At 25.3% G+C, this 25,219-nt stretch carries 21 protein-coding genes and 1 pseudogene; all 22 read left to right on the forward strand.

Annotation, left to right across the window (positions count from 1 at the left end; genetic code table 11):
- Position 1: 1 nt before the first annotated feature.
- Positions 2–1,099 carry a glycosyltransferase gene (locus XO12_RS05875; RefSeq protein WP_175419863.1) on the forward strand — a complete coding sequence of 366 codons (1,098 nt, stop codon included), beginning with the start codon at positions 2–4 and terminating at the stop codon, positions 1,097–1,099.
- Between the two features lie 14 nt (positions 1,100–1,113).
- On the forward strand, positions 1,114–2,079 hold the full coding sequence (locus tag XO12_RS05880; protein ID WP_175419864.1) for a glycosyltransferase family 2 protein: 966 nt from the start codon (positions 1,114–1,116) through the stop codon (positions 2,077–2,079).
- A 212-nt stretch (positions 2,080–2,291) separates the two neighbouring features.
- Positions 2,292–2,471: a hypothetical protein gene (locus XO12_RS05885; protein ID WP_175419865.1), complete on the forward strand. Its 180-nt coding sequence runs from the start codon at positions 2,292–2,294 to the stop codon at positions 2,469–2,471.
- A 525-nt stretch (positions 2,472–2,996) separates the two neighbouring features.
- Entirely contained in the window at positions 2,997–5,168 is a 2,172-nt protein-coding gene (locus XO12_RS05890; protein ID WP_175419866.1) for a polysaccharide biosynthesis tyrosine autokinase, read from the forward strand.
- A gap of 17 nt (positions 5,169–5,185) precedes the next feature.
- A complete protein-coding gene (locus XO12_RS05895) occupies positions 5,186–5,806 on the forward strand; it encodes a CpsB/CapC family capsule biosynthesis tyrosine phosphatase (protein WP_175419867.1) in 621 nt (206 codons plus the stop codon).
- 14 nt (positions 5,807–5,820) lie between these two features.
- Positions 5,821–7,146: a sugar transferase gene (locus tag XO12_RS05900; RefSeq protein ID WP_175419868.1), complete on the forward strand. Its 1,326-nt coding sequence runs from the start codon at positions 5,821–5,823 to the stop codon at positions 7,144–7,146.
- Positions 7,143–8,285, forward strand: coding sequence for a glycosyltransferase (locus tag XO12_RS05905; protein ID WP_175419869.1), 1,143 nt, complete (start codon positions 7,143–7,145; stop codon positions 8,283–8,285). The genes XO12_RS05900 and XO12_RS05905 overlap by 4 nt, the downstream gene beginning before the upstream one ends.
- A gap of 27 nt (positions 8,286–8,312) precedes the next feature.
- Positions 8,313–9,314, forward strand: coding sequence for a GDP-mannose 4,6-dehydratase (locus XO12_RS05910; protein WP_175419870.1), 1,002 nt, complete (start codon positions 8,313–8,315; stop codon positions 9,312–9,314).
- Positions 9,315–9,396: 82 nt separating this feature from the next.
- Positions 9,397–10,563, forward strand: coding sequence for a nucleotide sugar dehydrogenase (locus XO12_RS05915; protein ID WP_175419871.1), 1,167 nt, complete (start codon positions 9,397–9,399; stop codon positions 10,561–10,563).
- Between the two features lie 39 nt (positions 10,564–10,602).
- Positions 10,603–11,148, forward strand: a complete 546-nt coding sequence (locus tag XO12_RS05920; RefSeq protein WP_175419872.1) for an asparagine synthetase B — start codon at positions 10,603–10,605, stop codon at positions 11,146–11,148.
- Positions 11,149–11,373: 225 nt separating this feature from the next.
- A pseudogene (locus XO12_RS05930) lies at positions 11,374–12,479 on the forward strand (asparagine synthetase B).
- A 124-nt stretch (positions 12,480–12,603) separates the two neighbouring features.
- Complete coding sequence (locus XO12_RS05935) at positions 12,604–13,719, forward strand: glycosyltransferase (protein WP_368493430.1); 1,116 nt, start codon at positions 12,604–12,606, stop codon at positions 13,717–13,719.
- Between the two features lie 1,719 nt (positions 13,720–15,438).
- Entirely contained in the window at positions 15,439–15,840 is a 402-nt protein-coding gene (locus XO12_RS05940; protein WP_175419875.1) for a transposase, read from the forward strand.
- 290 nt (positions 15,841–16,130) lie between these two features.
- The gene (locus tag XO12_RS11630) at positions 16,131–17,492 is read left to right on the forward strand and encodes an O-antigen ligase family protein (protein ID WP_175419876.1); all 1,362 of its coding nucleotides are present in this window, start codon (positions 16,131–16,133) and stop codon (positions 17,490–17,492) included.
- A gap of 918 nt (positions 17,493–18,410) precedes the next feature.
- The gene (locus XO12_RS05950) at positions 18,411–19,211 is read left to right on the forward strand and encodes a glycosyltransferase family 2 protein (protein WP_175419877.1); all 801 of its coding nucleotides are present in this window, start codon (positions 18,411–18,413) and stop codon (positions 19,209–19,211) included.
- 129 nt (positions 19,212–19,340) lie between these two features.
- On the forward strand, positions 19,341–20,501 hold the full coding sequence (gmd, locus tag XO12_RS05955) for a GDP-mannose 4,6-dehydratase (protein WP_175419878.1): 1,161 nt from the start codon (positions 19,341–19,343) through the stop codon (positions 20,499–20,501).
- 18 nt (positions 20,502–20,519) lie between these two features.
- Positions 20,520–21,596, forward strand: coding sequence for a GDP-L-fucose synthase (locus XO12_RS05960; protein ID WP_175419885.1), 1,077 nt, complete (start codon positions 20,520–20,522; stop codon positions 21,594–21,596).
- Between the two features lie 126 nt (positions 21,597–21,722).
- On the forward strand, positions 21,723–22,676 hold the full coding sequence (locus tag XO12_RS05965) for a glycosyltransferase family 2 protein (RefSeq protein ID WP_175419879.1): 954 nt from the start codon (positions 21,723–21,725) through the stop codon (positions 22,674–22,676).
- A gap of 18 nt (positions 22,677–22,694) precedes the next feature.
- Positions 22,695–23,468: a glucose-1-phosphate cytidylyltransferase gene (gene rfbF, locus XO12_RS05970; protein WP_175419880.1), complete on the forward strand. Its 774-nt coding sequence runs from the start codon at positions 22,695–22,697 to the stop codon at positions 23,466–23,468.
- Positions 23,450–24,388 carry an NAD(P)-dependent oxidoreductase gene (locus tag XO12_RS05975; RefSeq protein WP_175419881.1) on the forward strand — a complete coding sequence of 313 codons (939 nt, stop codon included), beginning with the start codon at positions 23,450–23,452 and terminating at the stop codon, positions 24,386–24,388. Before rfbF ends, XO12_RS05975 begins: the two co-directional genes overlap by 19 nt.
- Positions 24,375–24,911, forward strand: a complete 537-nt coding sequence (rfbC, locus tag XO12_RS05980; RefSeq protein ID WP_175419882.1) for a dTDP-4-dehydrorhamnose 3,5-epimerase — start codon at positions 24,375–24,377, stop codon at positions 24,909–24,911. The genes XO12_RS05975 and rfbC overlap by 14 nt, the downstream gene beginning before the upstream one ends.
- Before the next feature lie 9 nt (positions 24,912–24,920).
- On the forward strand, positions 24,921–25,219 hold a 299-nt coding region (locus XO12_RS05985), incomplete at its 3' end, for a GDP-mannose 4,6-dehydratase (RefSeq protein ID WP_175419883.1).

The raw sequence follows: 25,219 nt of genomic DNA on the forward strand, positions 1-25,219 counted from the left end.
CATGACAATACTAATAATAGGATATATGCACCCGAAATATGATAAAAGGGTATATAGAACAGTAAAAGCATTATCAAAAGAGAATAAAGTAATATATCAATACTGGACAGATAAAGATGAAGAAGAATATATAGAAGAAAATATAAAATATTTACCAATAAAGTATAAAAAAAATATTCAGGCAAGTCCTATAATAAAACTAAAAAACAGAAGAAAATTAGATAAAAAAATATTAAAAATTATACAAGCTTATGATTATGATATATTATACATGCATCATTTTTTTGCGAGTATGCCAATTGAACCTTTTAGAATAGCAAAAAAAAGAAAGAAAAAAATAATATATGATATACATGAATACCATCCGGAAAATTTCTTAAATAATTTATCTGGAATAAAAAAACAAATAAAAGAAAAAATATTATGGAAAATCTTCAAAAAACAATTAAAGTTATCAGATAAATTGATTTTTGTATCTAAAGATATACAAGAAGATATATATAATGTGTTGAGTATAAACAAAAGCTATTATATTCAAAAAAATTATGCAGAAATATCAATAAACTCAAAAAAAAAGTTAAAAGAAATATCTTTTGTAGGAAAAATAAATAGAAACTTAGATGAAGAAAAAATAATTTTGAAGAAATTAAATCAAAAAGGTTTTTCATTCAGAATAATAGGAATGGAATCAGATTATTTCAAAGACATACCTCATGAATATACAACATTCTTACCATATGATCAAATGATAAAAGAATTGTCAAAATCATCCTTTTCCTTAATTTCATTTAATACTATAAAAAATAGAAGTTATAAGAATGATTTATTTTCCTTACCAAACAAATATTATGACTCCATAGCAGCAGAAACACCAGTAATAGTAAAAAATACGTTTATTTCAATGGCAAAGGAAGTTGAAAAATTAAAAATAGGGGTAGTTATTAATCCGAAAAATGTAGATGAATCAGTGGGAAAAATATTAGAAGCGTATAATAATTACGATGAATTATTAAACAATATAAAAAAACACAAAAATAAGTTTATATGGGATGAAGAAAAAGAAAAAGAGTTTATTAATTTTGTGTTATCTCAGGGATAAGGGGGAATTATAAAATGAGAAAAGTTTCTGTTGTTATTCCAGCATATAACGAAGAAAAGCACATATCAAAATGTATAGAATCTTTGCTGGCCAATGATTATGAAAACATAGAAATAATTGTTGTTGATGGCATGAGCGAAGATAAAACAAGAGAAATATTAAAAAAATATGATAATATAAAAATAATTGATAACGAATTAAAAATAACTCCTGTAGCTTTGAATATAGGAATAAAAGAAGCAAGTGGAGATTATATTATGATAGCAGGAGCTCATACAACATATTCAAAAAATTACATATCAGCATGTATAAAAAGATTAGAAGAAAACAAATGCGACATAGCAGGAGGCTTGGTAATAACAAATCCTGGAAATAACACATCAACAGCAAAAGCAATATCAAATGTATTATCCCATCCATTTGGAATAGGCGGTGCAAAATACAGATTAAATAATTCAAAAGAAGAATACGTTGATACAGTAGCATATGGAATATATAAAAAAGAAGTATTTAAAAAGGTTGGAATGTTTGTCCCACAATTAAAAAGAAATCAGGATATAGAAATGAATTTAAGATTAAAAAATGCAGGAATGAAAATAATGCTTATACCAGAAGCAAAAGCTTATTACTACGCCAGAGATAATTTTAAAGATTTATTTAAAAATAACTTTTTAAACGGGCTATGGATAATCCTTTCAACACATTATTCCAAAAAAGCATTTTCATTAAGACACATAATACCTCTATTTTTTGTACTGTTTTTATTAATTGGAACAATAGCCTCTATTTTTTCACCAATTGCAAGGATTCCATTTTTTACAATTCTTTCCCTTTACATAATATTATCAATATATTTTTCCTTAAAAATATCATTAAAAAATAAAAATTTAAAATTATTTATACCAACATTATTATCTTTTTGGATATTACATATATCATATGGTATAGGATCTATATATGGATTATTCCTTATACTATAAAATTATACGGTCATATAAAATACTAATATCAAATCGGGCATAAAAAGCCCGATTTTTCATTTAAAGTTTGAACACTTTGGCTTTTTAGAGGTTGTATTATGATATAATAATTATAAAGTAGATAGTCTAAAAAGTCAAATTCACTCAGACAGCTTGATTGCTAATCCTAATAGATTTGAATATAAAGTAAATATGCACTGGGGGTGTAAACAATGAAATTAAAACGACTACCAATAGGAGATAGTGATTTCAAAACAGTAATAGAAGATAATGCATACTATATAGATAAAAGCATGTTAATAAAAGAAATAATAACAGGAGGCAGAGAGGTGGGATATGGAAGAGCAGATTTAATATTAATCCCTAAAAACAAAACCTGGAATAATATTTGAATTCAAAAAATATTATAAAAAATATGTGGAAATAGTAGTGAAAGAATAAGGCTATTCAAAATAGCGTTTAACTAAGAATTAATATATCGCCTGATATATTAATTCGTTTTTAAAAAAAAACAACGGTATCGCAAAACATTTGAAATACAAAACAATTTATGTTAAAATAGCTATGCGTAATATATATATAATATATAATAAAATAATATATAATAAAATTTATGGTGTCCAATTAGTAAAGCGAGCGAAAACTCGCAGATTGTCCGAAAAAATAGCGAATGAAGCCGGTCAATTTTGCACGGATGCAAAATTGAGTGAAGCCGAACATGGATGTGAGTCTGATACGACCGGCAAGAATGAGCTATTTTTGAGGATTAACAATCAAGGTTTGAGCGACTTTACTAATTGGACATCGTAATAAAATTAAATAGACTTGACAATTTAAATTATTATAGTAAAATATACATAGAGGAAAAATTCCTCAAACAAATCTTTTAGCATACAAATAATGATTGGAGGAATACAATGGATCCAGAAATCTATGAAGACGAATTAACTCTTGAAGACATAATACACATATTTAAAAAACGTTTTTGGTGGTTTTTTGCAACAGTAGTAATAACAGTAGCATTGACCATACTTTATTTATTCTTAACAACACCAATATATGAAGCAAGCGTTACATTAAAAATAGAACCACAATCACAAGGGTCAGTTGCAGATATATTTACATCACAACTATCTTCTTCAAGGCCTGAAATATCAACAGAGGTTGAATTAATAAAAAGCAGAACAAACATAGAAAAAGTAATTAACAATCTAAACTTAACAGAATATTTCAAAAATAAATCAAAAGACAGTGAAAAAGAAATAACAAAATTGGATATTATAAAAACAGTGTCGGAAATGATAAGCGTGTCGCCTGTAAAAGACACAAATATAGTAAAAATATCAGTTCAAAGTGATGATCCAGAATTAGCCAAAAACATAGCCAATGAATTGGCAAGCGTATATAACGAATTCTTAAAAACATTATCAAAAAACGAATATACGGTAAAACGAGAATTCATAGAAAAACAAATACCAAAAGTAGAAAATGATTTAAAAGCAGCAGAAGAAAAAATAAGAAAATTCAAAGAAGAAAATAAAGTATTTTTACTCGATGAAGAAGCAAAAAATATTCTTTCGTTTACCTTAGAATATGACAAACAAATAAATTCTTACAATCTTCAATTAGAAGAAAATAATGCAAAAATAAAAGCATTTAATGATTTACTAAAAAAAGTTGATGAAAAAATAATATCATCAGAAACCATATCAACAAACCCGTTCATTAATCAATTAAAGTCAAAATTGATTAATTACAAAGTAGAATTGGCAGGATTAACAAATATATATCCAGAAACAGATCCAAAAGTAAAAGAAATAAAAGATAAAATAGCAGAAACAGAAAAACTATTAAAAGAACAAGTAGCAAAAATAGTAACATCGCAGGTAAAAACAATTAATCCTGCATACCAGGATATATATTTGCAGTTAATTGAAGCGCAATATACAACAGAAATACTGAAATCAACAATACAGGCATTAACAAAACTAAAAGAAACATATAATCAAAAATTTTCAAAATTGCCATTATTAGAACAACAATTATTAGAATTACAAAGAGATATAAAAGTAAAAGAAAATTTATATACATTATTACTTGAAAAATTAGAAGAAACAAGAATAGCAGAAGCTGGAGTAATAGGGACAGCAAAATTAATAGATTCTGCAATAACTCCAAACCAACCAATAAAGCCAAATAAAAAATTAACAGCAGCAATAGGTTTAGTATTAGGAATATTCCTGGGAATTTTAGTTGCATTTATAATAGAATATGCTGATAAAAGTATAAAAGATGAAGAAGAAATAAAAAGAATGGCAAAAGGTAAAATTATACTTGGAAGAATACCAACATTTGAAATGAAAAAAGAATATGAGAACCCAGAATTAATAGTGTTAAATGAACCAATTTCACCAGTAGCAGAATCAATAAAATTAACATCAGCAAATATAAACTATTCAGTAACCCCAGAACCAAAAGTTATATCAATTACAAGTGCAGGACCTGGCGAAGGAAAGACAATAACATCAGCAAATCTTGCCATATCATATGCACAAAATGGACTAAAAACATTGCTTATTGACATAGATATGAGAAAACCAAGAGTTGAAAAAGCTTTAGGTTTAGAAAGGATCAATGTTGGTGTGGTAAATCACATATTAAAGAATGTTCCTATAGAAAGAATAACGCAGAATTATATGGAAAATTTAGATATAATACCAGTTGGGCCATTACCGCCAAACCCAACAGCATTATTAACCTCTAAACAATTTGGAGAGTTAATGGATACATTAAAAGAAAAATACGATAAAATCGTAATAGATTTACCACCAATTCTGGCAGCGGCAGATTCATTGATAGTTTCTAAACATACAGATGGTTTGATTTTAGTAGTAAGAGCAGGAAAAACTCAAAAACATTCATTAAAAATAGCTTTAGAAAATGTTATAACCTCAGACAATACCCTTTTGGGTTTAATAATAGATGATATAAATGAAAAGAATTCAGGATATTATTATTATTATTATTATTATTATTATGAAGATGGGCAGAAAAAGAAAAGAAAAAAGAATAAGAAAAACAAAAATTAACAAAGGATGGGGATTTCATGTTTGATATACATAATCACATATTGCCAGTAGATGATGGGCTAAAAACCATAGAAGAAGCTATAGAAACATTAAAAGAATACAAAGAAAATGGAATAGAAACAGTATTTTTTACTCCGCACATAAACCACCCAACAGTAAAAACAGATATAGAAAAAATAAAAGAAAGCTACGAAAAACTGCAACCATATTGTGAAGAAATAGGTATAAAAACAAATCTTGCAAGCGAATTATATCTACAGCCAAATAAAAATATGGGATTTATTCCACTAAAAGATTATTTCATATTAATAGAATTGCCAACAAAAATATATCCTATGTATTTAATAGACAAAATATTTGATTTACAATTAGAAGGATATGAAATTATCCTTGCACATGTAGAAAGATATCAATGGCTTCAGGATAATGAAAAATTAATAGAAAAATTAAAAACAATGAATGTATACTTTCAAATGAATTTAGAATATCTGGAAAAAGATAAATATTATTTAAAAAATGACTTAATAGATTTTATAGCAACAGATTATCATGGAAAAAAAAGAGGACCAATAGATTTTTCATTATTTAAAAAGTATGAAAATATAATAGAAAAAGGGAAAAAAATATTGAAATTATAAGCGAAGGTGGAAAAATGCATCGATTACCCAAGATTTTAGACTTAATTATAATTTTTGTTGTAAACATATTATTATTCAATTATAGCTGGTATATATCATTAATAATATCAGTAGCTTTATTCTTAGGTTTTTATGCATTCAGGATTTATGATTTGGAAACAATGAAATCATTGAATGAATCGATAATAAGATTATTCGCAGGTTTTTTGCTTGGTTCTGTAATATTGCTTTTCTTTTATCCTTTCTTTTTAGAAAACAATATAAACAGAAATACATTTATAAACAATCTCGTTCTTTCTATAATATTCATTCCTTTTTTCCATAAAATTGAATATATTTTATTTGAAAAACATGCAAAACCAAAAAGATATTTAGTTATTGGGAAAAAAGAAGAAATAGGGCATATATTAAAAGAAATTCAAGAAAAAGCATTAAATAAATTACAGTTTATAGACTATATAAATCCATCACCAATAAAATTGGAAGAATTAGTAAACAATGGATTTTCAAAAAAAGAAGAAACCAGAATAAATAAAATAATAAGATTCACATATAAGAATTATCCTGCAAAATATGATGCAATAATTATAACAGATCCAAAATTAGAAGAAAGAGTAAAAGATAAATTAGAAGAATATAAGACATCTGGTATAGAAATAGAATATCTTCCAAACATAGCAGAAAAATATTTAAAAAGAATACCACTTGAAGTAATAGAAAAATTCAAAGAATATTATTCTATTATTTTTGAACAGGAATATGAATCGCCAGGTAAAAGAATTTTGGATGTGATTGGATCGACAACAGCTTTAGTTCTATTTTCACCATTTATGTTAATAACATCTATCTTGATTTATTTTGAAGATGGAAAACCTATAATTTTCAAACAAAAACGTGTAGGGAAAAATGAAAATCCATTTATAATGCATAAATTTAGAAGCATGAAAAATAATAATAATTCAAATCCAAAGTTTGCAGACCAAGAAAAAGATAGGATATTAAAAGTAGGGAAATTAATAAGACCAGTTAGAATAGATGAAACATTACAATTTTTAAATATTTTAAAAGGTGAAATGTCCATAGTTGGACCAAGACCAGAACAAATACCGTTCGTAAATGAATTTAATAAACAGATACCTTTCTATTATGCAAGACATAAGGTAAAACCTGGACTAACAGGATGGGCTCAAATAATGTTTAAATATGCATCAAACCAAGAAGATACAAAAATAAAGTTAAGTTATGATCTTTATTATGTAAAAAATAGAACCACACTTTTTGATTTAAGGATAATATTACAAACAATAGAAGCTGTTTTTTGGAAGAGGGGAGCGAAGTGACTAATAATAAAATAAAAATTATAGATGTTGCAGGGACTAGTCAAGGTGCTTATAGGTTATTAAGAAATAGAGTAAAAAAAATAAATGAAGATGGAAGGTTTATAAACTATATCATTACTCCTAAAGGCAATTATAATGAAATAATGAAAAAAGAACAAATTCCTATAATTGAGGTTGATTTTACTAGGAAAATAAATATGCAAATTTTTTCTGAAATAAAAATTTTAAGGAATATAATAAAAGAGATTCAACCAAATATAGTTCATTCTCATAGTTCAAAAGGAGGAGCATTAGCTCGTTTAGCTGTTTCAAGATTAGACAATGAGCTTAGATCTAAGATGAAGGTTATACATCAAGTTCATGGGTATCATTTTACAAAATACAATGGTATTAAAAAGTTTATTTTTGAAAATATTGAAAAATATTTGATGCGCTATACTGATTATTTATTGTTTCAAAATAAATATGAATATGAAATTACCAATTGTTGGAAAAAGGATAAAAAAGTAAAATTAGAATTAATAGGTAACGGTATAGAGATAAATGAGATAAAAAAATTTCGAAAAGATGATGAAAGAAAAGAAACTTTAATAGTTTGTATTGCGAGGCTGGAACCAATCAAGAATCATGGGTATTTGATTGAAGCATTAGGTTATCTTAAAAATAATCTACGCTTTTTTGATTTTAAAGTCTATTTTATAGGTGAGGGTAATTCTAAAAAGTTTGAGACGGTTATAAAAAATAATAAATTAGAAGAAAATATTGTATTTACTGGTGTTTTAAATAAAAAAGAGGTTTATGAAATTTTGAGTAAGTCAAAACTTTCAGTATTAGCGTCATTTAAAGAGGGGAAACCTCGTGCTTTGATGGAATCAAGTGTATTGGGAGTACCTATGGTAGCAACAAATGTAATAGGAACAAATGAAGTTGTGCAGCATGGGAAAACGGGGTATTTGGTGGAATTAGATAATCCCAAAGAATTCGCAAAACGAATGTATGAATTGCTAACAAATGAAAAAAAATGGAAAGAGTTTTCTCAAAATGCAAAAAAATATGCAGAAAAAGAATTTGATGAAGATAAAATTATTGAAAAGTTAAAAAAAATTTATACAGAAGAGTTAAGTAATTATATTACATAAAGTAATTTACAAACATTGAGGTGAACTATGAAAACAATTTTAATAACAGGTGCAGCAGGATTTATTGGATATTTTTTATCTAAAAAACTTTTAGATAAAGGATATAATGTTATAGGTATAGATAATATTAATGACTATTATGATGTAAATTTAAAATATACAAGATTAAAAAATTTACAAAAATATGAAAATTTTGTATTTATTAAAGAAGATATATCAAATAAAGAAAAAATAATTCAAATTTTTGAAAACTATAAACCAGAAATTGTAGTAAATTTAGCAGCTCAAGCTGGAGTAAGATATTCCATAGAAAATCCAGATGCTTATATTATAAGCAATATAATAGGATTCTTTAATATCCTTGAGGCATGTAGATGTTATCCAGTAGAACATTTAATATATGCCTCATCGAGTTCTGTATATGGAGCAAATAAAAAAGTACCTTTTGAAGAAACAGATTTTGTAGATAATCCTGTATCATTATATGCTGCAACAAAAAAATCAAATGAACTCATGGCTTATACATATAGCCACTTATACAAAATACCTACAACTGGATTAAGATTTTTTACAGTATATGGGCCATTTGGGAGGCCGGATATGGCATATTTTAGCTTTACCAATAAGTATTTTAAAGGAGAACCAATAAGAATTTTTAATAATGGTGATTTTAAAAATGATTTATATAGAGATTTTACATATATAGATGATATTGTAGCAGGTATAGAAAAACTTATAGATAAACCATCAGACGAAAAAGTTCCTCATCAAGTTTTTAATATAGGAAATAACAAACCAATAAAATTAATGACATTTATAGAAACTCTTGAAAAGTGTTTAAGCAATTCATTGGGAAAAAAGGTTGAATTCAAAAAAATATTTGAACCGATAAAACCAGGGGATGTTCCGGCAACATATGCATCAACGGAAAAATTAAATAAAATAACAGGATTCAAACCAACAACAACAATAGAAGAAGGGCTACAAAAATTTACAGATTGGTATGTGGAGTACTATAAATTAAAATAACTCGAATGAATAAAATATATAAATAAACAAAATAATAAAAATGTAAACGAAAACAAGTACAAAATCAGGAGGTTCCAAATAAATGAAAATAGCGGTAGCAGGGATGGGATATGTAGGATTATCATTAGCAGTATTATTAGCACAACACAATGAAGTAGTAGCATTAGATATAGTACAAGAAAAAGTTGATATAGTAAATAATAAAATATCCCCAATAGTAGATAAAGAAATTGAAGAATATTTAAAAACAAAAGAATTAAATTTAAAAGCAACAACAAATCCAAATGAAGCATATGAAGAAGCAGAATATATAATAATAGCAACACCAACAGATTATGATCCAGAAACAAATTATTTCAATACAAAATCAATAGAAAGTGTAATAGAAAAAGTATTAGAAATAAATCCAGAAGCAATAATGATAATAAAATCAACAGTACCAGTTGGATATACAAAACATGTAAAAGAAAAATATAATACAAATAATATAATATTTTCACCAGAATTCTTAAGAGAAGGAAAAGCATTATATGATAACTTATATCCATCAAGAATAATAGTAGGGGAAAAATCAAAAAGAGCAGAAAAGTTTGCAGAATTATTATTAGAAGGAGCAATAAAAAAAGATATACCAGTATTATTTACAGATTCAACAGAAGCAGAAGCAATAAAACTATTTGCAAATACATATCTTGCAATGAGAGTAGCATTCTTCAATGAATTAGATACATATGCAGAAATAAGAGGATTAAACACAAAACAAATAATAGAAGGAGTATGTTTAGATCCAAGAATAGGCAATCATTATAATAATCCATCATTTGGATATGGAGGATATTGTTTACCAAAAGATACAAAACAATTATTAGCAAATTATAAAGATGTGCCATCTAACTTAATAGAAGCAATAGTAAAAGCAAACTCAACAAGAAAAGATCACATAGCAGAAATGATAATAAAGAAAAAGCCAAAAATAGTAGGAATATACAGATTAACAATGAAAACAAATTCAGACAATTTCAGGCAATCAGCAATACAAGGAGTAATGAAAAGAATAAAAGCAAAAGGAATAGAAGTAGTAGTATATGAGCCAGCATTAAAAGAAGAAAAATTCTTTAATTCAAGAGTAATAAGAGATATAAACGAATTTAAAAAAATATCAGATATAATAGTAGCAAACAGAATATCAAAAGAATTAGAAGATGTAAAAGAAAAAGTTTATACGAGAGATTTATATGGGAGGGATTGAAGAGAAAAGGTTTTAATTTTTCTAAAAAAGGATGGTTTTATGTGTGGAATAAATGGATTTTTTCAATTTGGAAATAAAGCAAAATTAGAAAAAGAACAAATTAAAAATGTAATTAAAACTATGAACGATAAAATAATTCATAGGGGTCCTGATGAAGAAGGGATTTATGTAAATAATAATATTGGATTAGGAATGAGAAGATTATCGATAATAGATTTAAGTGAAGGAAGTCAACCAATATATAATGAAGATAAAACTCTCGTAATAGTTTTTAATGGCGAAATCTATAATTTTTTAGAACTAAGAGATTTATTAATATCAAAAGGCCATATTTTTAAAACACATTCAGATACAGAGGTTATTATTCATTCTTATGAAGAATTTGGTGTTGATTGTGTAAATTATTTTGATGGTATGTTTTCATTTGCAATATATGATATAAAGAACAAAAAACTTTTTATAGCAAGAGACAGGATAGGAGAAAAACCATTATATTATTTCAAAAATGATGATTTTATAATATTTGGTTCTGAATTAAAAAGTTTAATATCCACAGGATTAATAAAAAAAGAAATAAGTATGTAAGCATTACAACAATATTTAACTTTAACTTATATACCATCACCTTATACAATATTTAAAAATGTATATAAATTAAATCCGGCAACCTATATAACAATTGATTTTGATGGAAATATGGATATGAAACAATATTGGGATATTAAGATTGAAAGAGATAATTTAATTCAAGATTATGAATTAGCGAAAAAAATATTGAGAGAAAAATTATTCGAATCTGTTGAAAAAAGAATGATTAGTGATGTGCCATTGGGAGCTTTTTTAAGTGGAGGAATAGATTCCACAACGATAGTTGGAATAATGTCGAAAATATCAACTAAACCAATTAATACCTTCACGATAGGATTTAAAATTAAAGAATATGATGAAATAGAGCAAAAATAGTTGCAGAGTATTATAAAACAAATCACCATATATATTATTTAGATTATAATGATGCACTAAGTATTATTGATAATATAATTAATGAGTTTGATGAGCCTTTTGCTGATTCTTCAGCTATACCTACATATATGGTTTCAAAATATGCTAGAAAATATGTAAAAGTTGCGTTAACGGGCGATGGTGGAGATGAATTATTTGCAGGATATAGTAAATATCTAATTGGTTATTATAGTAATTTATATAAAAAAATTCCGAAGAGTTTAAGAAAAAGTATTATAGAAAAAATAATTTATAAAATTCCAGATAAAAGTGCCATAACAAGAAAAATTAGAAAAGTTATCGATAATTCCGAGAAAGATATATTTGAAATGAGAAAAGAATTAATGAGCTTAGGTTTTAAAGAATCAGAATTAAAATATTTATTGAAGAATACGGAAGAAAATAATCTAAAATTTATTAAAGATATTTATAATAAATTTAGTAATATAGATGATGAAATATTTCAAACATTGTTCACAGATTTAAAAATAGTATTAGAAGGAGATATGTTAGTAAAAACAGATAGAATGAGCATGCTAACTTCTTTAGAATTAAGACCACCAATTTTAGCAAAAGATATAGTTGAAATAGCTATGAAAATACCAAGCGATTACAAGATAAATAGAAAAAATCAAAAAATAATTTTTAAAGATACGTTTAAAGATATAATACCAGAAAAATTATTAAAATTATCGAAAAAAGGATTTGGGGTACCAATTGATTATTGGTTTAGAGGTCCATTGAATAAAGAATTAAATATTTTATTGGATAAAAAACGGATTATTAATCAAGGAATTTTTAATTATGAATATATAAAAGAAATAATAGATGAACATATGAGTGCAAAAAGAAATAGAAAAAATGAACTATGGGCATTGTATGTTTTTCAGAAGTGGTATGAAAATAGGTTTTAAAGTTGATTTTTAAAGGGGTTATAAATTATAATAATATTTTTGTTTGAATTTTTAGATGGTTTAAAAGGTATCGAAAAATTAATAAAATGTTGATAGATTGAAAAAGGAGAAGATAATATTGAAAGTGCTTCATGTTATTAATAATTTAGGTTCCGGAGGAGCAGAAAATTTAATTTCAGAAATGTTACCTATTATGAATAATATTAAAGGAGTTGAAGTTGATCTTCTTTTATTAACAGATAAAAACAATGTTTTTGATAAAAAATTAAAAGAAAAAGGAATAAAAATAGAAATTGTTCCAAAAAGAAAATTGTATTCACCATATAATATTTTTTATATAAAAGATTTTATTATAAAAAACAAATATGATATTGTTCATGCGCATCTTTTTCCAACAATATATTGGGTATCCTTAGCTTCAAAACTTATTTTTAAAAATAAACCAAAATTTATAATGACAGAACATAGTACTCATAATAAGAGAAGGGAAAAAAAATATTTAAGATTTTTAGAGCGAAAGATTCATTTTAACTATGATAAAATAATATCAATTAGTCAAAAAGCACAAGAAAATCTCATTTTATGGTTAAATCCTAATGAAAAACATTTAAATAAATTTATTATTATTGAAAATGGAATAAATGTAGAAAAATTTATTAAAGCAAAACCATATCTAAAGAGAGAAATAAATAAAAAATTCACAGAAGATATTAAATTAATATGCATGGTAAGTCGTTTTAGTGAGCAAAAGGATCATCCCACGGTGATAAAGTCTTTGAAAGAGCTTCCTGAAAATGTACATTTAATATTGGTTGGTGAAGGTAAATTAAAATCGAAAAACATTAAGCTTGCTAGTGAAATTGGAGTTAATAAAAGAGTACATTTTTTAGGTTTTAGAAATGATATTCCAAGGATACTCAAAACAGTTGACGTTGTTGTTTTGTCTTCGAATTGGGAAGGGTTTGGATTAGCTGCAGTTGAGGGTATGTCAGCAGGATTGCCTGTAATTGCTAGCGATGTACCAGGATTAAATGAAATTGTGAAGAATGCAGGTTTATTATTTTCAAAAGGTAATAGTTCAGAATTAGCTTCTAAAATAAATGAACTAATAATGAATAGAGATAAATATAATGAAATATCAAAAAAGTGTTTATTTAAAGCTTATAAATATGATATTAGAAAAATGACTAAAAATTATATAAATTTATATGAACAATTTTATAAAAGCAGTTTTAAATAATTGATAAAATAGCCTGTATTCTCTAAAAAATCAAGAGATAAAATTTAAAAATTTTAATAAATTATTGGTTTTCTTCCAAAAGCAGTGGGTAAAAAAAGAAAAAATATAATATTATAGGAGTGGAAGAAAAAAAGGAGGAGGACCAAAATGATAAATGAATTACCAAGATTTTTTGAAAAAATACTAAATATAAATGAACCATGCGGCTTGACCCCCGAAAATTAGACAAAAAATAAGAAAAACTCATTTTTTCACAGAAACGAAAAAATCAGAAAAATCATAAGACGAAATAAAATCATTAAAATTATCATTAAAAAGATAAAAAACGAAATCATGAGTAAGGTACTTTAAAGACCTTTTGCAGCTTTTCTTCGAAAAGCGAAAAAATAAAATAGTATAATAAATAGATATTACTTATAAACAAACTATATAGTTATTTTAAAATATGAATAACATTAATATTATAAAAATCAAAATTATTTTTTGCGAAGCAAAAATGATCATAAAAATAAATATAGGAAATATAATAATTATAAACATCATCGATATCGTTAAAAGAAATATATTCGACAAATTCTCATTGGACAGAAGAATGAAATGATTCAATAAAAGCTTTTCTTGATTTTCAATCAAGAAAAGTAAAAAAGAAAAGCAATAATAAATAAAAAATCCTAAAACCTGCGGAGCATGTCAGGATCATCAATCGATAACAAATCAACAAGTAGTTTTTTAATATACTCATCATAAACCTTTTCACCTTTAGTATTCAAAGAATAACCTTTAAAATATTTATTTTTTCTACTATAACGATTAACAGTAAAAAACAATCTTGATTTAAAATAGAAAGTGCTACGTTTAATCTTATAACGATTAAGCATATAATTTAAAGAAACACCAAAGTTAGTATATTTATTAATAAACAGTAAATCTCCAATAAAAGTTACTTTCTTTGTTGTTGTCGTTTTTTTTCAAAAAATTAATTTCATCCTCTTGCATTTTAATAAGAAGTTCTTTTTCAAGAAGAAGACAATCATAACGATTGTTCATAATATTTAAGTTTTTTCTCTAAAGCAACAAAATCATTAGTATTATTTGAATTAGACTTAATAATACCAAAGCATTTTGCTTCGCAAAAATAAGTAGAAAAAATTAATATATATAACATATATAAAAAATTTATAAAATAAAAAATCATTCAGCTTGCGCAGCATGATTTAGAAATATCAGAAATCATAGAACTAGGACGACCTTTTTTTGAATGAAACACATTATCGTCATAATTAGAATCTTTATATTTTTTAACCCATCTTTTATCGAAGATAAAAAAGATTTTATATAATTAGAATTTTTACCTATTTATATTTTGCGAAGCAAAATATATTAGAGTTAATGAATCATCAGAAAGATATTCTTTAACTGCTTACAGCAGTTAATAGGATTAAGTGATTTTATAATAAAAAAACATAAATCTTTTCAGCTTTGCTGAAAAAGCCAAACTTAAATTCAGGTTCATAATTAGTTCGTTTTCTCATTAAAAAAAACCCCTTTCTTTTTTTCAATTTTATGATATCACTTTCTTATTTTTTGTCCAAATCTTGTAAGGGGTGAATACAATTAGAAACACCATGGAAACATGGATCAAAAGGAATAAAAAAATCAAGTATAATAGATGAATACATACCAACAATAAAAAACCTAATACAAAAAGGCTATAATCAAATGCAAATATATAGCGAATTAAAAAAAGAAGGATACAAAGGTAGTTATGGACTGGTAAGCATTCATACAAGAAAAATACGACCAGAACAAAAAAATAATTACATAGAAAGAGAAAACATACAAACAATAAAACGAAAAACAATAATTCAACATCTATATAAACCAATAAACAAAATAAAAGAATTAACAGAAGAAATAATAGACAAAATAACTGACAAATATGAATATCTAAAAGAAATATATGAAGCAGTAAAAGAATTCAAAAAAGTGCTATTTTCCAAAAACACAGAAAAATTACATAACTGGATAAAAAAATATGAAAATAGTGCTATTCAAGGGATACAGAGTTTCATACATGGAATAAAACGAGACATAGTAGCAGTAGAAAACGCAATAAAATGAATATAGTAATGGCTTAGCAGAGGGAAAAATAAACAAAATAAAATTAATAAAAAGAATGATGTATGGAAGATGTAAATTTGAAACATTAAAAAATAAAATTCTGTTGATTGAACAGAACTAAACTAATTTAAGCATAGTCACAGTTAATTCAAGTATCTTTGGAAAGAGCCATTTTTCAATTGTAATCACGTCCACCGTTCACTTGACAAATACATATTATTTTCAAAAAAATAAGAAAAACGAGTATCAGGGGGTTAATTGAGAACATTCTTATGAAGAGGTGGGATAAAGTGTCGGTTAATATTTTTAGTATAGTATTAACATTAATAATATTTATAATTTTTTTTAGATCTCAAAATATTTTAGATGATTTAATTATATTAACAATAACAGCTTCACTTTTTATAGAAATGGGTTATTTCATTCGTATTTTTGGATTTGAAATAATGTATTATGATTTCCTTATGGCATTAACTGTAATTGTATCATTTTTAACTAATAAAATAATGATAAACAAAAAACAAATTTTAATGTGTATAGCACTTCTAACTTTAACGTTTGGGGTATTTATATATTTTGTTATGAAAAAAAATCCACCTTTAATATATTCACCAGAAATAGGGATTGATACAGCCTTTTTTTTAGGTTATAAAGCTTTAAAACCATGGGCTATTGAAGTTTCACATCTAAAAAGCATAATAAAGTTAGTGTTTTTTTTATTATTTTTAATTATATTTTATGATAGGTATTTTAATTTAAGTTTTATGAAACGGATGAATACTATTCTTTTGAAATCAGCATTCTTTTTTCATGTTATAATTGCTGTAGTAGATCTTATCACAAAATATATTTTCAAAAAGCCTATTTTTGTACAAATTCTTTTTTGGATTTTTGGATTAAGATCAACTTCTCAAGCTACTAACTACCTAGGAAGATTTGGGTTATTAGGAATTCAAGGGGTATATGCAGAACCAAGTCATTATGCTTTTTATGCATTTTTAGTGGCGACATATATATTTTTTAGTACAAAAGAAAGTTATATTAAAAAAATATTATTAATAAATTACTCTGTTTTAACATTTTTTTCTACAAGTACAACTGGTTTTATTGTATCTGTAATTGTTTTTTTGTATTTTCTCGTATCTTATTTGAATAATTTAAAATCAAAATATGGATTTATTTTTATAATATGGATAATAATTTTATTCGTTTTATTTTTTATGACATTATATACTTATAACTTTTTTAACTCGAATTATATTAAAAGTAATATAAACAAAATTATAGGTTTTTTAAAAGGAAGATCCACGGTAAGTTTTTCAGAGTTAGCTAGAAGAAATTCAATTATAGAAAATTTGAGAATCTTTTCTTCGTATCCGATGTTCGGTATAGGCTTTGGTTCAACAACATCCACAAGTTTTTTAGCTACTCTTTTATCTAACTTTGGAATTATAGGAGTAATTTTATATATTGGTATATTTTTTCCAAATGGAATTAAAATAGATAAAAAACGTTTGGTTTTAGCTTTCTTTTTGTTAATAATGTTGTGGGGAGGAGGAAATCTAAGTACTATTGTATCTCCTTCATTGGTAATTATTATAGCTATATATGGAAAAAAAACAAGATTGAGTCAGATTGCCCCCGAAAATTAGACAAAAAATAAGGAAATCTCATTTTTTCACAGAAACGAAAAAATCAGAAAAATCATAAGACGAAATAAAATCATTAAAATTATCATTAAAAAGATAAAAAACGAAATCAGGAGTAAGATACTTTAAAGACCTTTTGCAGTTTTTCTTCGAGAAACGAAAAAAAATAGGATAATAAAAAGATATTATTTATAAACAAATTATATTGCTAATTTAAAGTATGAATAAAAATAAGAATTGTTATAAAAATCAAAATATATATTTTGTGAGACAAAAATGATTATAAAAATAAATATAGGATATGTAATAATTATAAACATCATAGATATCGTTAAAAGAAATGTATTCAACAAACTCTCTTTAGATAGATGGATGAAATGATTCAATAAAAGCTTTTCTTGATTTTTAATCAAGAAAAAAGTATTAAGAATTAAAATAAAAAATCCTAAAACCTGCGGAGCATATTAGGATCGTTAATTGATAACAAATCAACAAGTGTTTTTTTAATATGGTCATCATAAAACTTTTCACCTTTAACATTTAAAGAATAACCTCTAAAAAATTTATTTTTTCTGCTATAACGATTAACAACAAAAAACAATCTTGATTTAAAATAAAAAGAGATACGTTTAATCTTATAACGATTAAGCAAATAAGATAAAGAAACACCATAAGTTCTATACTTAATAACAATCAAAAAATTACCAATAAAAGTAGAATTTAATCTGACTCATATTTTTTTCCAATCCTTGCTGGAGGTCTTTACGTTGTTATGGTTATAATGGTTAATAAAAATTACAAATTATGAATAAAAAAATGGTAATATCAAATACGTTAGTAATTTTAAGAAATATTAATAAAAACGTACTTAATTGGTAAAATATTGGAAGATGGGGGGCACAGTGATTGGAGGTTATAAATATGGAAAAAAATGTTTTAGTAAGTATAATTACTGTATCTTATAATAGTGAAAAGACAATTTCAAAAACGATTGAATCTGTTTTAAATCAAACTTATAAGAAGATAGAATATATAATAATTGATGGGAGTTCTACGGATTCGACTGTTGATATTATAAGGTCATATGAAAACAAATTTGGAGAAAAAAAAATAAAATATAAATGGATTAGTGAGAAGGACAAAGGAATTTATGATGCTATGAATAAAGGAATTAAATTAGCCAAAGGACTTATAATTGGCATTATAAATAGTGATGATTACTACTTTCCAAATACAATTGAAAGAGTCGTTGAAGCATTTGAAAATACTAAAGCGGATATTGTTCATGGAGATGTTCAAGTTATATATGATAGTGTAGAAGAAATATTTATAAGAAAATCTTCCGAAAAGTTTCTTTATAGAAAAATGTCAATTAATCATCCTGCAACTTTTGTGAAAAAAGAAGTTTACGAAAGATATGGTTTTTTTGATGAACATTTTGAAATTGCTGGCGATTATGAATTAATATTAAGATTTAAGGTTAATAATTTAAAGTTTTTTTATTTAAATGAGACTTTAACTGTTTTTAAGGCTGGTGGAGCTTCTTATAGAAATTTAAATAAAAATATGAAGGAAGTTTATCTAATACAAAAAAAATATTTTAATACAATTTCTGCTACAAAAAATTTAGTTATAAAAAAACTAGACTATTCTATAAAAAATGTATTTAAAAAGTTATTTGGGGAAAAATTTTATTATAAGATGAAGAGGTTACTAAAATAAATATTTTCATAATATGTAAAGAATATTGGTAGTTTATATTTAAATAAATAAAGACAAAAGTAATTTCTTACATGTATATAATTTTGATTAAGTTTTAAATTTAATTAAAAGAAAGGAATGAATAGTTGAATGAAAACCGCAATAATAACCGGAATAACAGGACAAGACGGTAGTTATTTAGCAGAATATTTATTAGAAAAAGGATATATAGTCCACGGATTTATAAGAAGAGCAAGTAGTTTCAACACAAAAAGAATAGACCATTTATATAAAGATCCACATGAAAAAGATGTGAAATTATTTCTCCATTATAATGATTTAACAGACTCAACAAATATAATAAGACTAATACAAAAAATACAACCAGATGAAATATATAATTTAGCAGCACAAAGTCATGTAAAGGTAAGCTTTGAATTACCAGAATACACAGCAAATTCAGATGCACTTGGAACGTTAAGAATATTAGAAGCAATACATTTACTTGGATTAGAAAAAAAGATAAAATTCTATCAAGCATCAACAAGTGAGTTATTTGGAAAAGTACAAGAAATACCACAAAATGAAAAAACTCCTTTTTATCCAAGAAGTCCATATGCAGCAGCAAAATTATATGCATATTGGATAACAGTAAATTACAGAGAAGCATATAACATGTTTGCATGTAATGGTATATTATTCAACCACGAATCGGAAAGAAGAGGAGAAACATTCGTAACAAGAAAAATAACAAGAGCAGCAACAAGAATATTTGTTGGAAATCAAAAAAAATTACATCTTGGAAATCTAAGTGCAAAAAGAGATTGGGGATATGCAAAAGATTATATAAAAGGAATGTGGATGATACTACAACAAGAAAAACCAGATGACTATGTATTAGCAACAGGTGAAACACATGAAGTAAGGGAATTCTGCGAAAAAACATTTAAAAACCTTGGAATAGAAATAGAATGGAAAGGAAAAGGAATAGAAGAAAAAGGAATAATAACAAAAATAGATAAAAATAAAACAAAAGAAATAATAGAAAAAATAAAATCAAAACATCCAGACTTAAAGGATTTTGAAATAAATACAGATCATCTAAAAGAAGGGCAGACACTAATAGCAGTAGATCCAAAATATTTCAGGCCAACAGAAGTAGAAGTATTACTTGGTGACCCATCAAAAGCAAAAGAAAAACTTGGGTGGAAACCAGAAGCAACATTTGAAGAATTAATACAAAAAATGACAGAATATGACCTAGGATTAGCAATAAAAGAAAAACATAGAAATGAATGGATAAAAGAGTAAAAAAAGGGGATGGCTAAATTGGAAAAAACAGCAAAAATATATGTAGCAGGTCATAGAGGATTAGTAGGATCTGCAATAGTTAGGAAACTAAAAGAATTAGGATACACAAATATAATAACAAGAACACACAAAGAACTAGACCTAACAGATCAAAAAGCAACAAGAGAATTCTTTGAAAAAGAAAAGCCAGAATACGTATTCTTAGCAGCAGCAAAAGTAGGAGGAATACTTGCAAACGATACATACAAAGCAGATTTTATATACCAAAATATAATGATAGCAGCAAACGTAATAGAAGCATCGTATAGATATGGAGTAAAAAAATTACTGAATCTTGGATCATCATGTATATATCCAAAATACGCAAAACAACCAATGAAAGAAGAATACTTACTAACAGGAGAATTAGAACCAACAAACGAACCATATGCAATAGCAAAAATATCAGCAATAAAAATGGTGAGATACTTCAATGAACAATATGGAACAAATTTCATAAGCGTAATGCCAACAAACCTATATGGACCAAATGACAACTTCAACTTAGAAACAGCACATGTATTACCAGCATTAATAAGGAAATTTTACCTTGGAAAATTATTAGAAGAAGAAAATTATGAAAAAATAAAAGAAAACATAAAAAAATATCCATTAGGATTTGGACTAGATAAAAAGATAAAATTAAACGATAAAAAATCGATAAAAGAAATATTAAAAGACTTAGGAATAACAAACGAAAGCATAACATTATGGGGAAGTGGAAACGTATATAGAGAGTTTCTATATGTAGAAGACATGGCAGATGCATGTGTATATTTAATGAAAAACATAGAAGCAGAAGAAATGAAAAAAATATCTTCAGATTATTTTGTAAACATAGGAACAGGAAAAGATATAACAATAAAAGAATTAGCAAAGTTAATAAAAGAAATAATAGTATACACAGGAAAAATAATACATGATACAACAAAACCAGATGGAACACCAAGAAAATTACTTGATGTTTCAAAATTACATGAATTAGGTTGGAAACATAAGGTTGAATTAAATGAGGGAATATGCAATACATATAAATATTTAAGTCACCGGTATTAAGTCAAGCGGCTTGATCCTATGGTTTATAAATATTTTAAGGAATAAGAATTTTCAAAAAAATTTTTATATTGTGAGTAAAAATATGTTATTAGTTTACGGTAATAAGTCAAGAGGAGTGTATATAAAGTGGGAAATATTAAGTATTCTATAGGATTACCTGTATATAATAGGATTGATACGATACAAAATTGTGTGGAAAGTGTTTTATCCCAGACATATAAGAATTTTGAGTTGATAATTGTAGACAATAATAGTTTTGACGGAACATGGGAATATTTAAAAACAATAAAAGATCCGAGGATAAAATTATATAGAAATACTAAAAATATAGGTATGATACCAAATTGGAAAAAATGTGTAGAATATGCAGAAGGAGAATACTTTCGGATTATGATGTCAGATGATATCTTAGCTGATAAATCGTTAGAAATATTAAATAAAATTATTTACATAAATAATTCAAAAAAATTACCTATTGTTAATGGAATTACTAAAATTGGCGAAGGAATTGAAAAGATTGTCATAAATTCAAATTATAAAATTCAGATAAAAAATGTAAATACAAGAAAAAATAATAATATGAATCTAAATCTTATAGATTTTTTAAATCCAGGTAGAATTACTGCTCCGTTATATGATTGGAAAGAAGTTTTTAATTCTAAGACCTACTTTGAAATAGAAAAAAATTTAGGAAAAACAGGGCATTTTGTAGATTATTTTATAGGGGAAAGTATACTCAATAAATATAATGAATATATAGAAATTACAGAACCTAAATTTTATGGTTATAGAAAACATGCTAATAATGCTAGTAAAGATTATACAAAAAATATTCTTTGGTTGTTTGGTGGAATGAAATATGTAACTCTTAAAATTTATAATTTTTCATATTTTGAAAGAATTAAATTATATAAAATTTTTTTAAAGGGTTCTTTATATAGAATATTATTAAAGAATTTTTCATTAAAAAATATTTATGATTTCTTAAAACTTTTTATTCTAATTACATATGAGAATATTTTTAATAAAAATAATTTATTTATTGATGAAGAAACTTTTTTAAAACTACAACAAAAGTAATTTAATGGAGGGATTTTCATGAAAATTGTTTTATTAGCAGGAGGATTTGGAACAAGATTAAGTGAGGAAACAACAAAAATACCAAAACCGATGGTAGAAATAGGGGGGAAACCAATATTATGGCATATAATGAAATTATACTCATATTATGGATTCAATGATTTTATAATATGTTTAGGATATAAAGGATACATAATAAAAGAATATTTTTTAAATTATTTTTATCATATGAGTGATATAACTATTGATTTATCTGATGGAGGAGTAAAAATACATAATACTTATGCGGAAAATTGGAAAATTACTTTAGTTGATACTGGTTTAAACACTATGACTGGAGGAAGAATAAAAAAAATAAAAAAGTATATAGGAAATGAGACATTTATGCTTACATATGGTGACGGTGTAGGAAATATAAATATAAAAGAATTGGTGGATTTTCACAAGAAACATGGAAAATTATCCACATTAACAGCTGTACAACCATCAGGAAGATTTGGAGCTCTAACATTAAATGAAAAAAATGAAATTAAACAGTTTATAGAAAAGCCAGCTGGTGATGGAGCATGGATCAATGGAGGTTTTTTTGTATTAGAACCGGAAATATTTGACTATATAAAAGATGACACAACAATATGGGAAAGAGAACCACTTGAAAAACTTGCTGAAGAGAGAGAACTATATGCGTATAAACATTATGGTTTCTGGAAACCAATGGATACATTAAGAGATAAAAATGAATTAGAAAAATTATGGCAGGAAGGTAATGCACCATGGAAAATATGGGAATAAAAAAGACTATACTTATAACAGGTGGAACGGGTTTTATAGGTAAAAACATAACTGAAAAAATAAGAAATGACTATAATTTAATAATAATTTCCAGAAAAAAAAATGAAAATAAAAAGGGGATTCTTCATTATCAAGGAGATATTAGAAATATAGAAATATTTGAAAAAATAGTTTCTGAAAACAAAATTGATACTATTATACATCTAGCTACTTATTATAAACCCAAACATAATATCTCTGAAGTTTCTGATATGATCGATACAAATGTAAAATCTGTGAACAATATACTTGAAATAATGAAAAAATACAAAATAAAAAAGCTAATTAATACAGGAACATGTTTTGAATATGGAATTAAAAAAGAAAAAATTACTGAAAGTACACCACTAAACCCTTGGAATTTATATGCTGAAACAAAAGTATTAGCTGAACATTTGATAAATTATTATGTAAAAAATTCTGAAATAAAAGCTATAACTTTAAGGCTTTTTCCACCTTTTGGTATATACGATAATCCTAATAAATTTATTCCATACATAATATCAAAAGCCTTAAAAAATGAAGAAATAGAGCTTACACCATGTGAGCAAAAATGGGATTTTATCTTTTCAGAAGATATAGCATATGCATATAGGAGAGCACTAGAATATGAAAATTTTGAAGGGCATGAAATATTTAATATAGCTTCAGGAAATGTGATGGAATTTAAAAAGATAGTAGAGCACATAATAAAACAAACAAGATCTAATTCAATAGTAAAATTTGAAAAGCTATATAGAGAAAACGAAATCATGTATCTTGAAGCAGATATTAGTAAGGCTAAAAATATTTTAAATTGGACTCCAAGATATACTATATTTGAAGGAATAAATAAAACAATCAACTATCTGAAAGGCAGAGATCGTTATGGAAATAATTAAAACTAAATTCGAAGGAATATATTTAATAAAAACAAATTTTTTTAAAGATTTTCGAGGGGTATTTAACAAAGTATTTAACTATAATATATTTAAAAAATCTGGTTTAAATTCTGAATTTAAAGAATTTTTTTATTCCATTTCACAAAAAAATGTAATTAGAGGGATGCATTTCCAAATTCCACCATATGAACATGAAAAACTTGTATTTGTATCTAATGGTAGTATTATAGATGTTGTTGTTGATATAAGAAAAAATAGTAATAATTTTGGAAAATTTTTTGAAATTAAATTATATTCAGAAAAAAATATAGCGATATATATATCAAAAGGATTTGCTCATGGTTTTTTATCTCTAGAAGATAATACAATAGTAAATTATTTAACAACTTCAATATACTCAAAAGAGCATGATTTTGGAATAAAATGGAATAGTTTTGGATATAACTGGAATGTAGAACATCCCATAGTATCTGAGAGGGATGATCAGTTTCCTGAATTAATAGAATTTAATAGTCCATTTTAGGAGGTAAATATGTTTAAAATAAATCAATTCTATAAAAACAAAAAAATATTAATAACAGGACACACGGGATTTAAAGGCTCATGGCTTTCATTGTGGTTATTAAAAATGGGAGCAAAAGTAATAGGATATGCATTAGATCCTTATACTCAAAGAGATAACTTTGTGTTATCAAATATTTCAGAAAAAATAATAGATATACGTGGGGATATAAGAGATTATAATAAATTGAAACAAGTTTTTGAAGAATATAAGCCAGAAATTATTTTTCATTTGGCAGCGCAACCATTGGTTAGATTATCATATGAAAC

Origin of the sequence: Marinitoga sp. 1154, from assembly GCF_013363285.1 — a bacterium.
Taxonomy (GTDB): Bacteria; Thermotogota; Thermotogae; order Petrotogales; family Petrotogaceae; genus Marinitoga.

Excerpts from the sequence above, each read along its gene's own strand:
- XO12_RS05875 (WP_175419863.1), top strand. The coding sequence starts at position 2 with ATGACAATACTAATAATAGGATATATGCACCCGAAATATGATAAAAGG.
- XO12_RS05880 (WP_175419864.1), top strand. The coding sequence starts at position 1,114 with ATGAGAAAAGTTTCTGTTGTTATTCCAGCATATAACGAAGAAAAGCAC.
- XO12_RS05885 (WP_175419865.1), top strand. The coding sequence starts at position 2,292 with ATGAAATTAAAACGACTACCAATAGGAGATAGTGATTTCAAAACAGTA.
- XO12_RS05890 (WP_175419866.1), top strand. The coding sequence starts at position 2,997 with ATGGATCCAGAAATCTATGAAGACGAATTAACTCTTGAAGACATAATA.
- XO12_RS05895 (WP_175419867.1), top strand. The coding sequence starts at position 5,186 with ATGTTTGATATACATAATCACATATTGCCAGTAGATGATGGGCTAAAA.
- XO12_RS05900 (WP_175419868.1), top strand. The coding sequence starts at position 5,821 with ATGCATCGATTACCCAAGATTTTAGACTTAATTATAATTTTTGTTGTA.
- XO12_RS05910 (WP_175419870.1), top strand. The coding sequence starts at position 8,313 with ATGAAAACAATTTTAATAACAGGTGCAGCAGGATTTATTGGATATTTT.
- XO12_RS05915 (WP_175419871.1), top strand. The coding sequence starts at position 9,397 with ATGAAAATAGCGGTAGCAGGGATGGGATATGTAGGATTATCATTAGCA.
- XO12_RS05920 (WP_175419872.1), top strand. The coding sequence starts at position 10,603 with ATGTGTGGAATAAATGGATTTTTTCAATTTGGAAATAAAGCAAAATTA.
- XO12_RS05940 (WP_175419875.1), top strand. The coding sequence starts at position 15,439 with ATGCAAATATATAGCGAATTAAAAAAAGAAGGATACAAAGGTAGTTAT.
- XO12_RS05950 (WP_175419877.1), top strand. The coding sequence starts at position 18,411 with ATGGAAAAAAATGTTTTAGTAAGTATAATTACTGTATCTTATAATAGT.
- gmd (WP_175419878.1), top strand. The coding sequence starts at position 19,341 with ATGAAAACCGCAATAATAACCGGAATAACAGGACAAGACGGTAGTTAT.
- rfbF (WP_175419880.1), top strand. The coding sequence starts at position 22,695 with ATGAAAATTGTTTTATTAGCAGGAGGATTTGGAACAAGATTAAGTGAG.
- XO12_RS05975 (WP_175419881.1), top strand. The coding sequence starts at position 23,450 with ATGGAAAATATGGGAATAAAAAAGACTATACTTATAACAGGTGGAACG.
- rfbC (WP_175419882.1), top strand. The coding sequence starts at position 24,375 with ATGGAAATAATTAAAACTAAATTCGAAGGAATATATTTAATAAAAACA.